8 protein-coding genes are annotated in these 15,092 nt (G+C 41.2%); 2 read left to right on the forward strand and 6 right to left on the reverse strand.

Annotated elements, in window-relative coordinates; translation table 11 throughout:
- Positions 1–2: 2 nt before the first annotated feature.
- Positions 3–707: a spondin domain-containing protein gene (locus tag ACXAC4_RS01305; RefSeq protein WP_475158471.1), complete on the reverse strand. Its 705-nt coding sequence runs from the start codon at positions 705–707 to the stop codon at positions 3–5.
- Between the two features lie 269 nt (positions 708–976).
- On the opposite strand from ACXAC4_RS01305, the gene ACXAC4_RS01310 reads away from it, so the two are divergent.
- Positions 977–1,321, forward strand: a complete 345-nt coding sequence (locus tag ACXAC4_RS01310) for a MaoP family protein (protein ID WP_138481483.1) — start codon at positions 977–979, stop codon at positions 1,319–1,321.
- A gap of 59 nt (positions 1,322–1,380) precedes the next feature.
- Here the strand turns inward: ACXAC4_RS01310 and ACXAC4_RS01315 are convergent, their stop codons facing one another.
- The 4 genes from ACXAC4_RS01315 to ACXAC4_RS01330 form a co-directional block, all read right to left on the reverse strand.
- Positions 1,381–5,646, reverse strand: coding sequence for a PAS domain-containing protein (locus tag ACXAC4_RS01315; protein ID WP_475158473.1), 4,266 nt, complete (start codon positions 5,644–5,646; stop codon positions 1,381–1,383).
- A 164-nt stretch (positions 5,647–5,810) separates the two neighbouring features.
- The gene (locus ACXAC4_RS01320; protein ID WP_475158474.1) at positions 5,811–6,410 is read right to left on the reverse strand and encodes a TetR/AcrR family transcriptional regulator; all 600 of its coding nucleotides are present in this window, start codon (positions 6,408–6,410) and stop codon (positions 5,811–5,813) included.
- On the reverse strand, positions 6,407–7,270 hold the full coding sequence (locus tag ACXAC4_RS01325) for an alpha/beta hydrolase (RefSeq protein ID WP_475158475.1): 864 nt from the start codon (positions 7,268–7,270) through the stop codon (positions 6,407–6,409). The genes ACXAC4_RS01320 and ACXAC4_RS01325 overlap by 4 nt, the downstream gene beginning before the upstream one ends.
- 169 nt (positions 7,271–7,439) lie before the next feature.
- The gene (locus ACXAC4_RS01330; RefSeq protein WP_475158478.1) at positions 7,440–8,729 is read right to left on the reverse strand and encodes a hypothetical protein; all 1,290 of its coding nucleotides are present in this window, start codon (positions 8,727–8,729) and stop codon (positions 7,440–7,442) included.
- Between the two features lie 151 nt (positions 8,730–8,880).
- Here ACXAC4_RS01330 and ACXAC4_RS01335 point away from each other — a divergent pair, with 151 nt between their 5' ends.
- Entirely contained in the window at positions 8,881–11,601 is a 2,721-nt protein-coding gene (locus tag ACXAC4_RS01335; protein WP_475158481.1) for an ATP-binding protein, read from the forward strand.
- A 35-nt stretch (positions 11,602–11,636) separates the two neighbouring features.
- Here ACXAC4_RS01335 and ACXAC4_RS01340 read toward each other — a convergent pair whose 3' ends face one another.
- Complete coding sequence (locus ACXAC4_RS01340; protein ID WP_475158482.1) at positions 11,637–14,627, reverse strand: bifunctional diguanylate cyclase/phosphodiesterase; 2,991 nt, start codon at positions 14,625–14,627, stop codon at positions 11,637–11,639.
- Between the last annotated feature and the right edge of the window lie 465 nt (positions 14,628–15,092).

A 15,092-nucleotide genomic window follows, 5' to 3' on the forward strand; every position in this document is an offset into this window, starting at 1 on the left:
CCTTACTTTACTGTTACAGTCACTTTAGCTACTGGGTTTAACCAACGGTGTACTGTGTTGTGTAAATCGCTTTTACCACCTGTTGCTTCGTCATCACCTAAATTCCCGCGGTGAATATGGACCATCATGTTGGTTTCTTCACTGGTTACACCACTGCCTTGCGTACCAGGAGCCATACCCGGAGAGGCTGGAATACCCAATGAGCCAGGTGCACCAGAGCCATCAACAACCAGTTCGTTGTTTGCTTCTGTGCCTGCATCATAGGCATTTAGGTAGATATGATATGTGCCTGCTTCGGTTGGAATAGGCCATGCATCCAGGCCCACAAAGCCATCGTTGGTTGGTAACATCATTGCGACAATAGACAGGGTTGAATTAGTTTCAGAACTTTCAACCATTGCCATAGTAGATGCGGTAGGTGCTAATAACCCTTCAGCTGGGTTTGCTGCAGCGCTTGCATCGATACCTGACAGCACATCTGCAAGACCTGAAATATCGCCGCCTTCAGCCATTGCTTGTAATGGCTCAGACGCTTTACTGCCAATTTGGTAAAGGTGTGCGTCACTGCTATGTGCTGCGACAAGGAGCGGGGTGAAATAAATACCTTGTGTGAGATTGGTAATTTTTACTTCTACATCAGCGGCCATTGCTGTACCGCCTGCCATTAATGTTAGTCCTGCGATGAGTGCACTTGTTGCTTTGTTCATGTCTTGCTCTTTATAGTTTTGTTAAACACAAATCTAGTTTGCAAGACAGTTATCGCGAAACTATGGCTAATTATTCACAAATTTATCACAAGAGTGTGGAGAATTTTAAAACTCTAATTTTAAAGTTCAAAGAATAGTTTATGTGCTGGGCTATATTCGCGGTTTGTAATTTTTAAGAAATGAAATACTTCTTTCATAAAAGCAGAGTATAGATAAAGCGCTGTTTTTTATTTTATCTACCGTTGTATGACTAACCAATAGGGGGAAATATGAATACGACGATTCGAAAAGGTAAAACGTTATTCTATGGTCATCAGATGTTTACTCATGGATTAGCAAGAAGTGGGCATTTCACTCTAAAAGAAGCTGATGCATTAGAGGTATATGGAAAAACGTTAAGTGGATTAGCTGACCAAAGTTTATTGCCTGAAAATGAAGAAGAGCAAGTATTTGTCGAACAGCTCAGTCAAATAGGTGAATGCTCTTTATATGCTACAAAGCTATGGAAAAAGTATTTGAAAGTGATAGATAAGCAAAAGGTGTGTCATAGTTTTTCAAAAAGTAGTGGTCGAACATTTCACGATAATGGCAATGAATACAGCTTTTCCGAATAAAAACTATAGTAATGACGTCCACATTACGTGGGCGTCATCATTTTCAAATATTTTGACCATTAGTTTTTAAGGTTAGTTAAAAGCTTGTTTTTCAGTGCTTCAAGGTTAATAGGTTTAGCTATGTACTCGTCCATACCCGCCTCTAGGCATTTTTCTTTGTCGCCTTTCATCGCATTGGCTGTCATGGCAATGATGTAGGTAGATTGATGGTGTGAACCCGCTTCCCCCTGTCTGATGAGACGTGTGGCTTGAAAGCCATCCATTTCGGGCATTTGTACGTCCATCAAGATAACATCATATGGCGTTGCTTGTGACTTTAGTTGCGTTAAAGCTTGCTGCCCATTTTCAGCACAATCGCACTCCAGCCCTAAGTTTTTCAGCACACCTTTAGCCACAATTTGGTTCACAGGGTTATCCTCAACAAGCAAAATGTTTAACGATGGGAGCAGGCTTTGGTCATCTATCTCAGGGGTGTCATCAGTTTGCTGCAATTCATTAATATAATGATGTGTGACAAGTGGTTTGGCGTGTTCTAACGAGTCTCCCTGATCAGAGATAATTTTGAGTGCACCTAATAAATCTTGTGTCGTCGCAGGTTTTGGAAAATACCCTTTAAAACCCAAATTGGCAAAATACTTTGCGTCGCCTCGGGTTTGCATAGAGGTCATCATGATAAGTTGCATCTGCTCGCACTCAGGAATACTTTGCAAGAGTTGCGCAAGTTGAGCTCCATCCATATTTGGCATTTGCATATCTAAAATAGCGATATCAAACATCGCTCCCGTTTGGCTCTTACAAATAGTTAAGGCTTGCTCACCATTATGGCAGGTCGTGACTTTTGCACCCCATTGCGATAATTGCTTGTCTATAATTTCTCTATTGGTTTCGTTGTCGTCGACGACCAAAATATTCAGCGAGGAAATGTCTACATCAGGCACCTTAGTGTGATTTTTCTCACAGCTAGAGACTTGGAGTGAACAGGTAAACTCACTGCCTTCTCCTAGCGTACTCTGTAAAGAGATTGAGCCATTCATACGATTACAAAGCTTTTTAACAATGGCCAAGCCAAGGCCTGTTCCCCCATAGTTTCTGGTTGTAGAGGAGTCAGCTTGGCTGAAGGTTTCAAAGACGTGAGTTTGCTTGTCTTGCGCGATACCTATTCCGGTATCTTTAACCGTTAGGATAAGTGTTAGGTTATCTAATTCTGTGCCTTGTAAATGCGCAGAAATTAAAATCTCGCCGGTATGGGTAAATTTAATCGCATTACCGATTAGATTTGTGAGAATTTGCCTAATTCTTCCAGGGTCGCTAATAATCAGTTGGTTTGGTAATTCGGTTGTGTCGAGGATCAGTTCTAGCCCCTTGGCTTCGACCGTCATAGCGAATGACTCGCACAATTCACCAAGCAAAGTGGTAAGGTTAAAAGGAATATTTTCTAATTCGAGTTTATCGGCATCAATCTTAGAAAAATCAAGAATGTCATTGATCAGGGTCAGTAGGGAGTTTGCGCTACTTTGCGCAATTGAAACGCGGTGCTGCTGTTCATCCGAAAGTTCGCTGCTGCCGAGTAAATCAAGCATACCAATCACCCCATTCATCGGTGTTCTGATCTCATGGCTCATACTGGCCAAGAATTCATTTTTGGCTATAACAGCTGTTTCGGCATCATTTTTCGCCTGCTTCAAGGCATGTTCGTACTCTACGCGTTCGGTTACGTCATAATTCACACCTATCATGTTAGTTACTTGGCCTTCAGCATTTACTTTATTAATGGCGGAAGCTTTTACATGACGGATCTGCTTATTTGGTAAAATAATTCTAAATTGGGTATCAAACTTTTCGTCGAGTTCAATTGCGCGTTGTAATAATGTTTCTGTTGCGATTTTATCATCTGGATGCAAGCCGTTTCCCCAAGCATCATAGGCGCCTGAAAAGTCCGACTCAGCTACACCATACAATTTAAACATCCAGCTATCCCATGTTAGGGTGTTTTCGATGAGGTTATAGTCCCAGACACCAATACCAGCAGAGTCGGCGGCCAGTGCCATGCGCTCATTTTTATCCTGGATTTCTTGTTCGGCTTGCTTAGAGGCACTGATGTCTAAATGGGTACCTATCATACGCTTTGGCGAGCCATCAATGTGCCACTCAACTACACGGCCGGTGTCTAATATCCAGACCCAGTGACCGAGTTTGTGTTTCATGCGAATTTCACATAGATATAGCTCATTCTCTCGGTTCCAATGTTCTCGCAGAGCATGTTCTGAGTATTTAAAATCCTCAGGGTGTACTAGGTTGACCCAAGTTAACGTGTCAGTAGGCTCCAATTCGCTGAGCTTGTATCCCAGAATATTTGCCCAGCGTTCGTTATAGGTGGTTTTACCAGAGTCAATTTCCCAATCCCAAATACCGACACCGGTTGAATCTAAAACAAATTCGAGCCTTTGATTACTGAACTTCAGTTTGTTTTGTGCTTCGACCCGCTCGGTAATATCTTGGAATGAGCCAAACAGTCGAATACACTGTCCGTCTTTAAACTCCGTTTGCCCTTTCGCCTCAACCCAGACTTCATTGCCTTTGGCTGTGATAATTTGCAGTTCTTCTTGATAGGGTTCACCAGTTTGCATTGATTGGGCAACCAGCTCTGAAATGCGCTCTTGACTGAATCCAGGCTTATAAAAATTGATTGCGGTGCTAAGCTCTGGCTCAAAATCAGCCTCTACCTCGTGTATTTGTTTGGTCATGTCTGACCAATATACTTTTTCTGTGACTAAGTCGACTTCCCAAGCGCCTATATTGGCTTGTTCACTCATTTGTGTCATGAGTTGTTGCTGTAAAAGCAATTTGTTTTCTTGCTCTTCTCGCATAAACTCATGGCTGATCCAGTGAGCGAGTAATTGCACGATTTCGAGGTCTGATTGCGTAAAAGCATGTGGGGTGACTTCAGGGCTCGAAAAGTTCAGTGTGCCAATGCGCTTGCCTGATACAACGAGTGGACAGCCTATATAACTTTCTAAAGAAAAGTTTTCATAACATGGGTGTGTGGCAATATCGCTCTGCCCAACATGATGATAGGCAATGGCATGATTTGCTTTAAGCGTATGAAGACAATAAGAGTGTTGGTATTCGAAGACGGTGCCTGGAGTTATAGCCCCATTAGGGGTTGAGGCATATTTCACTAAATAAGTGTTCTTAGTTTCGTCTATGTTACTGACAATAGCTAAAGGTAAATTAAACACCTCTCTACCCAGCAACAATAAGCGTGCTATTTTTTCGTCTAAAGACTGCGCCGGGTCACTGGTGATCTTATGAATTTGTGTGAGCGTCTCTAAAGTTCGTTTCTTTTCAGTGATATCGTGTTGAATGATAATAGAGCTATCAACTTCATTTTCAATGTGTTTGATAGGCACTATGCTGGTATCAAACCAATAAAGCCGACCATCTTTGGCTTTGTTGCAAATTTCTCCTTGCCAAACGTTTCGATTCTTAATGGCATTGTCTACCTCTTGATAAAAGGCTTTGCTATGAATACCGCTATATAAGTTTTTAACACTTTGACCGAGTAGCTCTTCTTTGTTGAAGCCATATTGTTCGGTGAATTTGTTGTTATAAAAAAGCAGATTCGCTTGGCTATCAACACGCATGACAACCGCATGCTGATTGATTGCAAATTGCACGTCTTTTACGCGATTCTTTTCTAGCAATAGTTTTTGATAGGTTTCTGATAACCAGCGTTGCATCGGTTTAAAAATCGCAAACACCAAGAATAAAATCACCAGTAGTGACAGACCCCAAAGGGCTAGGTTTATTCTTTGTAATGTTAATTGTTGCGCAAGACTGGCTTGTTCAAACAAGGTGACGGTGTGGTTTAAATCAAGTAAAAGCTGCTCACTATCAAACTGTTCGAATAGCTTCAGGTCATTTATTAACTTTTTATTAGACGCTTCGACCGCTAAGCGGGTAAAGTGCTCTAAACGTGAAGTGAGTTGCGTATCTTTAAAATGTTGGACCAGCTTAGTCTGTGTTTCAGCACTTTTTGTTTTGAGTTTTTCTATTAAAAATTGCTGGTTGTCTAAAAGCTTAGCTGCGATGCGCTGAATTTCTTGCGCTCTTTCAGGTGCCTCCAAACGGTGCGTAAATAAGGCTAAACGCTGTGACAACATACGTTGCTCGCCTGCAATATTGATAATCTTTGCGCTATCTCGCTGTTTTATTTGCTGCTCGTTTAAAGTGACAAATGAGGTAGTTATGGCCAGTACGATAACTAAAAGAGCTAGTTTGTAGCGCCTTGAAAAAGTCGCAATAAATGACTCGGTACTGATCATATAAAGCACGCCCTTGTGGTTTTTATTTTCTTAGAATTACTTGCTTTGAGAGTAATCGCTGATACATCAACAACTATGATTATAAACTATCACAACAAATGTGCTGAGTTGCAGTAATTTATTTGTTTCTCTTATGAGCGGCGGTGGCTTTAAGGGTTTAATAGTTAAGCTTTATATTGCGCAATTAACCTTAAGACGCTTTGCTTGAATAGCTCACCTGCTTTATTTTGAGAAAGAGTATATTTTGTAATGGCATGGCCTAAATATAAACTATAAAGCTCGTAGGCTATGACGCTACTTGGGATGTCAGGTGAAAAGTACTTCTGCTCAATACAGCGCGCAATACGGTGCGTTAGGTAACCCAATAGGCGCTCTTGTTGGTCGATAACAAAGCTGCGTACCTGTGAGTCAGGTCGGTTTTGAAATTCAACCACAGCCTTGATAAACGGGCAACTCATTTTTGGATCGTTGAACATGTCATTGATCCAGGTGCTCCAGCAGTCTAGTAAGTTGATCAGGTGATCTAAAGGGTTTTCACAGCGAGCCGGGGTGATCACTCGGTCAATAAATAATGCTTCGCCATATTGTAAGATGGCAACTTGCATGTCTTCTTTATTTTTAAAATGAGAAATAACACCCGTTCGAGATAAATCACAGAGTTTAGCAACGCTGCCGATGGTGACATCAGCAAGGCCGTATTGACTGCTGTATCTAATACTTTGTTTGAGGATCTCGTTACGAGTGCGTTCGCCTTTGCTTATCAAGTAGTGATCACCTGAGTTATATGTTGTATGACTTTAGTATCTCCTAAAAGCCTTCGATGACCAAGCCCTTGAGTAGTAAACAGTGGTGATTTGTGTGTTTGCAGATAATCGGTGAGGCTTTGATAACTGGCGTATTTGTCTTGTTCATCATGAATAAAGTGGATGTGCTCAGAGAGTTTACTTGTATGCTGGCTGAGACATAGACTTTGCCACTGCCGATTAAACTCGGCGCCAATATTTTCTAGTACATGTGTGAGAAGCTTGGTAGAAATTCCCGCTTTACTGACTTTTTCGAACATGAGTTCAAAGAAATGAATTGGCGTAGCAATTAAGATCAGTTTTTTATTGGCTAGTTTGTCTTCAGGTAAATTTAGTGTTGCAACCGCGCCCATTGAGTGCGCCACAATGGCGTGTATGTGATGTCCTTTTTGCTCAAAATACTCGATGGTGGCGTTTAAAGTCTCAATGAAATTCAATAAATGAGTTTGTTTACCTGCGGACTTGCCATGGGCAATGTGATCAATGGCCGCGACTTTAAATCCTTGCGATAACAAATTGATAATCATAGCCTCAAACCCCGAGCTGTTATCTGCCCAGCCATGACTGACAATTACCAGATTTTGGCCTTCTCCAAACAGACTGATATGTGCTTTGCCCAAAGAGGTCTCTAGATTAATAACATCATCAGCTTCAACTTCATTAAAGGCGTAATGACGTTTACCAAATGGATTGAGTAGCAGCTTTTTACCAACAGTAAGGCTGAGCTTTGGCGCGACTTTTATTAGCCCGCCAGATAAAGCGCGCGTGACATTTTGAAAGCCAAAACGGTTCTGCTTGTCGTGAAAATAGTTGAATTTCATGTTTAAGCCAAAATAGTACAAGTGTTATATTTTAAAATAGTTCAACTGTACTATTTTGTAAAGTGGTTATTTTGATGGTAGGTGGTTAGGTATTATTGGGAGAAGTAAAAAAATAGACAGAAAAAAAGCTGCCACAGGCAGCCTTTAAAAAATCAAAATAAAAGCACCGCTATTGCATCATGCTTGCTGTTTTTGGGTTGGCAAGCAGTTCGCTAAATAGCGCCCAAACTTCATCTTGCGTACCTGTTTTTGTTTGCTTTTCAATGTAGTTCTTAACGATATCTTGGCCAAGATTGTAATTGATAACATATGCACGGTTAGCGTTTATAAAGCCCAGACGTTGTTGCGCTTTTTTCTCAGTCACTAGGGTGTATTTGACAAGTAACTCAATGGCTTTTTGATCGTCAATTTCATCATCTAAGTAACGCTTTGCGACCATGTTGTCGGCATATGATAGTTGCTGCTTCACAGCTTGCACTTGGTAGTACAACTCGACCTTGCTGGCATCTAGCCCTGCCAATGGGAATAAAACGTCTTTTTCAAATTGAATACGTTCAGCATGTGGGAAAACCACATCAACGCCGTAATTGGCGCTACCTTCAGCAAGCAATGACATTGGCGAAAACAGTGGATAAACCGAGTATTCAATCCAACCTTTACCATTCACTAAGTGTTTTTCCATGAGAGAATTAAACACATGGTGCCCCGGATAGCCTTCGTGACTGGCTAAATCTATCGCGCGGGCAATATAAATAGGGAAGTCAGTATTTACTTGAATTAAGCTATAACTGTTTCCTTGGTACCAGTTGTAGCCGCTCCACACTTTATCTTGCACATATTCAATGGTGAAGCTCTCTTGCGCTTCAAGCTCTATATACTGCTTGGTTCTTTTACGAGATTCAACCACTGCGGCTTTAAACACACTGTCTAGCTTGTCTTTAGGGATCACAAACTGCTCAATAAAGTCATTCATACGCTCACTCACTGAGCCTGTTCCTGGCAGCATTAAGTCTAATTCATTTAGTGCTTTGTCTAGCTCGGCTTCGGTAATGTTTGGAGAAACGGCGTCGTATAAACGTAAAGATTCTTCATCAAAGCTGACTTTTTCGTTATTGATAATTTGGATGAAGGTCAACATTGACTTAGTTTGTACTTGAAGAAACGCCTTACGCTGTGATTGCGCCTCTGAATTTTGTACTTGCTCTAATTGCGCTAGAAGCGTTGAAATATCTGTTTTTAGATCATTTAAAGGTCGCTTTTCACCCGTTCGCCATTCGCTAGGGCCATAATAAGCATCGATATAATAAGGGTGGTGTTCACCCACAGCCAAAGCTAATTTGACATACTGTTCTGCTAAATTATCTAGGGTCATGGGAGTGTCCTCTTCGGTGTTTAACATGTTTGACTGGCAGCCCATAAGTGTGGCTAACAAACAAAGAATAACGAGTGTGATACGCATGATGGAGTTCTGCTTGGTTAAATGGAATGCGGATCATAGCTGAAATAAATATTGTATACAATTTGAGTTTGGGCACTTTGGTGTAAAACACCGCTTAGTCTGATAACTTATGCTATGTTTTTAACATGTTTGAAATTATGTATTTATGGTTATGCTGAAAGCTGAGGGTATACAAGACGCTCCTTTTACAATCAAAAGTGGGTATTTTTCAGGTATCACCATTAGCTGCTTTGTATTGGGTTTGTTTGGCACACTGTTTAATATAGAGCCCGGTTTTGCGAGTGCTATTTGGCCCGCAGCAGGCTGGTCTGTTGCCTGTTTGTTGGCGTTTGGTCGATTTTCACTCCTACCATTATTCTTCGGAACACTATTAGCGAACCTATATAACTCAGGTTTTTTTGGCGTTCCCTTTGATTTCTCAAATCTCCTTTGGAATGCTTTACGTAGCGCCGCAGCCGTGCTGCAGTGTATTTTTGCTTATTCATTGATGAAACGTTTTTGTCGTTTTCCGCTAAATTTTCAAAATGCAGAAACACTCATTAAAGTGCTCTTATTTGCCGGGCCCATCGCCAGTACTGTATCGTCTTCATTCGGTGCATGGAGCTTATTGCAACAAGGGTTTATCCAGTCTGATAGTCTGCTGTTTGTATGGTTTACTTGGTGGGTAGGCGATACCGTTGGTGTATTATTTTTCTTACCACTATGTACCTTTTTGTTTAAAAGTCATCGCTATACCGAAGTCAGTCATAAATCATGGATATTAGCATCCGCATGTTTATTGTTCATTACTGTATGTTGGACCTTTAATTACTCTCGAAGTGTTTATTATGACAACCATTACACTCGCTTTGTGAATATCACTGAGCAAAAGCTAGTTTCGATGCAGTTATTAAAAAACTCTATTGAAAATGATTTGAAAGCACTCGGTGTATTAATGCAAACAGGTCATGCGATGAGTATTGATGAGTTTGAGCATTACAGCGATTTTTTAAGTGATGATTTTGAGTTATATCGAGCCTTAGGTTGGGTTGACTTTGTTCAAACTGACAACCTTGTTGCTTGGCAAAAGTCTTTGGCGCAGTCTGGCATTGCAGATGCAAAAATTAAACAAGCACCCGGTAGCAATGAGATTGAAGATATTTTATTACCTATCAGCTTGATAGCTCCTTATAAAGCCAATGCGCCAGCAGTTGGCTTAGATGTCATGAGCCACCCTATTGCAGGGTCGGCAGCGGTAAAAGCGATTAAGCAAAAAACGCCTATCGCAACTGCGCCATTAGTGCTGGCGCAACAAACAAACAAGGCAACAGGCAATGTGGTTTACTTTCCTGTTTTTGATAAAGATGACCCAGATAAGTTATTAGGGTTAAGTGAAGTAGTACTGGAAATTGATGTTATCGTTGAGCGAATTTTATCAACTAGCCGATATAAACATAGCTTCAGTTACACTTTAAGTGATTTATCAAAGCAAGACACTTGGTATAGCTATACGCCAGAAATTAAGCATGACCTTCATGATTTGCACTTTACTACAGAGTATCAAATAGATTGGTTTGGTCGTAGTTGGAAGCTGAGTTTTGAAAGTACCGAGAGCTTTGAGAACAACAATAAAGACTGGTTAAGTTGGTTAACCCTCACAATAGGGTTGATAGTTGCTGCATTGGGTATGTCGTTTACTATGATTTTAGCTGGGTTTAATGAGCAGCTAAGAGTTCGTGTCGATAAGCAAACTGCGCAACTAGAAGAGCTGGTGGTTGAACTAAAGCAAGCTGACAAAGTTAAGAGTGAATTCTTGGCAAATATGAGCCATGAAATTCGTACGCCGATGAATGGGATCTTGGGTACTTTGCAACTATTACTTAAGACGGCATTAAGTGAGAAGCACCATGAGCTGGTGGCCAGTGCGCTGAGCTCAAGCAGATCATTATTAGCGATATTAAATGACATTCTTGATTTATCTAAACTAGAGGCGGGTAAGGTCACGATAGAGAGTACACCATTGTCGATAAAAAGTTTAATTGAACAAGTGATCAGAAACCAATCTCGAGCAGCAAAAGTAAAAGATTTACAGTTAAGTATAGAGATAGCACCTGAAGTCTGGTTATTTAGACAAGGCGATGGCACTCGTATTAAGCAGGTGCTTGAGAATATTATATCAAACGCCATTAAGTTTACTTCAGATGGAGAGGTCAGAGTCACGGTCTCAGAGATGGGGGATGATCAGGTTGTCATTACAGTGAAAGATACAGGAATAGGGCTTAGTGACGAGCAAATAGCACGTCTCTTTAATCGTTTTGAGCAAGCCGATGCGTCTACAACAAGAAAGTATGGCGGTACAGGACTCGGTTTATCTATTTCTAAACAGCTAGTTGGCTTAATGGGTGGTGAGATCTCTGTATCAAGCCAACTTCACCATGGCAGCAGTTTTGAGGTTGTTTTACCGCTCATAAAAATACCTGCAGAGCAGGTTATTGAAACAGCAGAAGTTCATGCAGCTCTCCCTGATCTGCAAGAGTATAAGATCTTGGTCGCTGAAGATAATCAGGTAAACCGCTTGGTCATTAATGCAATGCTGGCACCAACACAAGCGAGCATAGACTTTGCTGAAAATGGCTTGCAAGCAACTCAGATGGCGACAAAGCAGCATTATGATTTAGTGCTGATGGACATTCAAATGCCTGAAATGGATGGTGTGCAGGCCTGCCAGATAATCAAAGAGCAACTCCCTAAATTGCCCATCGTTGCTTTGACAGCCAATGTAATGGAGCAAGATGTTAAAACGTATCTGAGCTCAGGTTTCACCGCTCATCTAGGTAAGCCGATAGAGATAGACGGCTTGATGAGTTTGCTTAAGCGACTTTTAGACTCTTAATCATATTTTGTATTTAGTTTTTTAATGAAGCTGTTTTAAACGCCTTTCATAAAGTCTAAATAAGCCTTTTCAGTCATAGGTTTAGCATAATAATAGCCCTGACCATAATCGCAGCCTGCAGCAAGTAATTGCAGGTGTTGCGCTTCGGTTTCAATGCCTTCAGCAATCACCTTTAAACCCAGTTGATGTGCCATCATGATCATGGCTTCGCATAATGCAAGATCATCAGGGCTTTCAGCAATGCCATCCACAAAGCGCTTATCGATTTTAATAAAGTCGGTATCCATCTGCTTTAAATAAGCCAACGATGAATAACCGGTGCCAAAGTCATCGAGTGCTAATGCAAAGCCTTGCTTCGATAATTGATTTAAACGCGACTGGGTACGTTGCTGGGCATTCATCATTAAGCCTTCAGTGATCTCAATGACAAATTGCTCAGCATTTAAAGACAGCTCATCAAGGTGTGTTTTCCAATCAACCAGACGGCTATGTTTAGAAGAAAACTGTATCGGTGAAACGTTAATACTTAATTGTACTTGCTGATTTGCAGATATGAGTTTCTTTTGAGTGCGGCAAGCTGATGCAAAAATAAATTCGCCAATTTCTAATATAAGCTGTGTTTCTTCAGCAAGCGGAATAAACATCGCTGGACTTATAATGCCCTTATCTGGGTGTTGCCATCTGATCAGGGCTTCGGCTTTGACTGCCTTACGTGATGACATCTCAACGATAGGTTGAAAATACAACTCAAATTGCTGCTTTTGTATGGCAATACGTAAATCTTTAAGCAGTTGCATGCGTTGTTCAGTGGCCTTACGCATCTGAGCGTCAAAAAAGGCAAAGCCATTACGTCCTTGTTGCTTAGCTAAATACATGGCTTGATCTGCTGCTTTGAGCAGTAGACCACTGCTGTTACCATCTTTAGGTGCGGTTGCAATGCCGACACTGGCACTAATATGGCAAGCCTCTTTGTCTAAATAAATAGCTGGCTTCAACAATGTAAGCACTTGCTCACCTATTTGCATCAGGTGCTCATGCTGAGTGCTTTCAGAAATCACTAAGACAAACTCATCGCCCCCAATGCGAGAAATTAAACTACATTTACCTGCCAGCTGGTTGAGTCGATTAGCAACTTCCCTGAGTAGTTTGTCGCCATGATAATGACCTAAACTGTCGTTAATATCTTTGAAGTGGTCGAGATCGAGTAGCAGGATGGCCAATGAAACTCCTTCACTGAGTTGCTGCTTCAAATGACGTTTCAGTTCTAAGCGGTTCGCTAGTTCAGTGAGTTGGTCGAAATGAGTACGACGCCAAATCAACTCATCTTGGCGCTTTTTCTCACTAATATCAGTGAAAATAGCGACCCTTCGGTAAGGGTTGCCTGAATCATCATAGACAGAGTTAATGGTTAGCCATTCGGTAAATAGCTCGCCATTTTTGCGTTTATTAATGATTTCACCTTGCCACGCACCTTTAGATTGGATCTGCTGCCACATGTCGTCATAAAACTGCTTTGTGTGCTTGCCTGAGCCCAGTAATGCGGTATTTTTACCCAAGACTTCAGCTTTTGAGTAGCCGGTGACTTTTTCGAAAGAAGGGTTCACATCCAAAATAATACCGTTAGCGTCGGTGATGGTCATTCCCTCGCTCGAGTTTTTATACACCATAGCTGCTAACTTCATCGCTTCTTCTTGTTGCTTACGCGCTGTAATGTCGCGCAGCACGATAATGGCTTGCTGGTGGGTATCTAAGAGGTTTGTTCGTGCTTCAAAGGTATGAAGATTGCCATCGACCTGCGCAGAAAATTCAAATTGATTTGTGTCACTGAGAGAATGGTTTTGTAATGTTTTAAGTAATTGATCACAGCTATGCTGAGGCAGTAGATCGAGTATATGCTTGGGCGGGCTCGAAAAGGTGACATTAGACGCCAATACTTTGCCTTCGTTATCAATACGCAAATAGGTATCGGGTAGCGCCTGGATCAGGCTAGCTAATTCGGCATGTTTATGTGCGAGCGCATTCTCAGCGGTGAGCCTTTGGGTTGCCATATTTTCAAAATTGCTCGCGATACTTTTAAATTCAGGAGATAAGCCAGTTTGTTGAAGGCGAGTTTTGTTTCCTTTCGCAAAAGCATCTAGTGCATCTTGGAGTGATTTTAAGGGTTGCAGGAGCACCTTATTGAGCTGTTTACGTGCTTGCCAAAACATAAGTAACAGCGCGGCAATAAATAAAGTAAAGATCAAGCTAACTTTTCGATTTGCGGCGGCAATAGCATGCTCAAAGGGAATAGATAAATGTAGCGTAAGCTGACTGTTTGAATTGCTTTCGACGATATGTTGTCGTAGGTAAATCCTGCGTTCACCAGTTGGGGCTTCAAATTGTAATACCCCTTGAAAGTGCATATTGGGCCAATGCTCATTGGCAGGCTGGCCTAGCTGTGCATAATCAAACGGATAATTGGCAACGATATTGTGATCAACATCGGTAATAATTGCTTGAGAATTAGCTGGTAGAGTCAATTGGTTTAGGCTTTGACTCCATTGCTCCAGTAATTTAGCTACAGCAAGTATATGAGTTAAGTTACCGTGATTATCAAAAACAGGCATCGCAAAGTTGATAGTTAAACGGTTAATAGAACGATCAACCTGAAACTGACCAATCGCAAACTGCTGTGTGTTTAAAGCGTTTTGAAAATAACGCCTGTCTTTTATGTTTATGCTTATGCTTTTATTGGTATTTTTTACTGTACATAAGACATCACCATTCAGATCTACCAAACCAATATTGGCAATGTTAGGGGTGATCAAACTCGCGTCTTTGAGCAGGCTGCTGCATTGGCCATTACTGGCTTTCAACAGTTCATCATGTTTCGCCAATTGTGAAAGCAATCTTTTGGTTGCGTTGAGCTCGGCGCGTTGCAGTTGTGATATCTGTAATGCGAGCGCGCGCGCTTGTTGCTCATGCTCTTTTAAAATATCCGTACGCTCTTCAAGTAACTGAAAGAGGATGACGGCTAAGCCAGGCAAGCAAAGCAAAAAGAGTAAGCGATTAAAGCGACGTGGTATTGATAAATTTAAAATAATAACGCTCGGTGATTTACAGCAGCAAGACTCTTAATTGTATAAAAAATCCAGTCTAGCGCCAAGTTTGGCGATGAATTTAACTGATTATTCTTTGCACAAGAAGATGAAACCCACTTTGCTCGTTACATCCAGTCGAAGGGCCATTTTTATAAAATCATAACTGTGCAAAAAATAGATGGATTTTTTGTTATAAAAAAGTTTAATTCTTGTCTTTTCGGGTTTTCTCAAGCATTTCATAGGCTTTCAGCAAAGCCGCATTTTATCTGGGTTTTTTGATATTTTCGGCTTAGTTTTCGGCTTGACAATAATACTAGTCAAGTCATAGACTGTGCAGTTGTGGGAAAAAGTGGTTTTTTGTGGATCAAATTGGATCTGAAGGGTTAAAAATACGATAAGGTTGGTTGCTCC

It is taken from the genome of Pseudoalteromonas sp. AWM4_233, assembly GCF_056158285.1.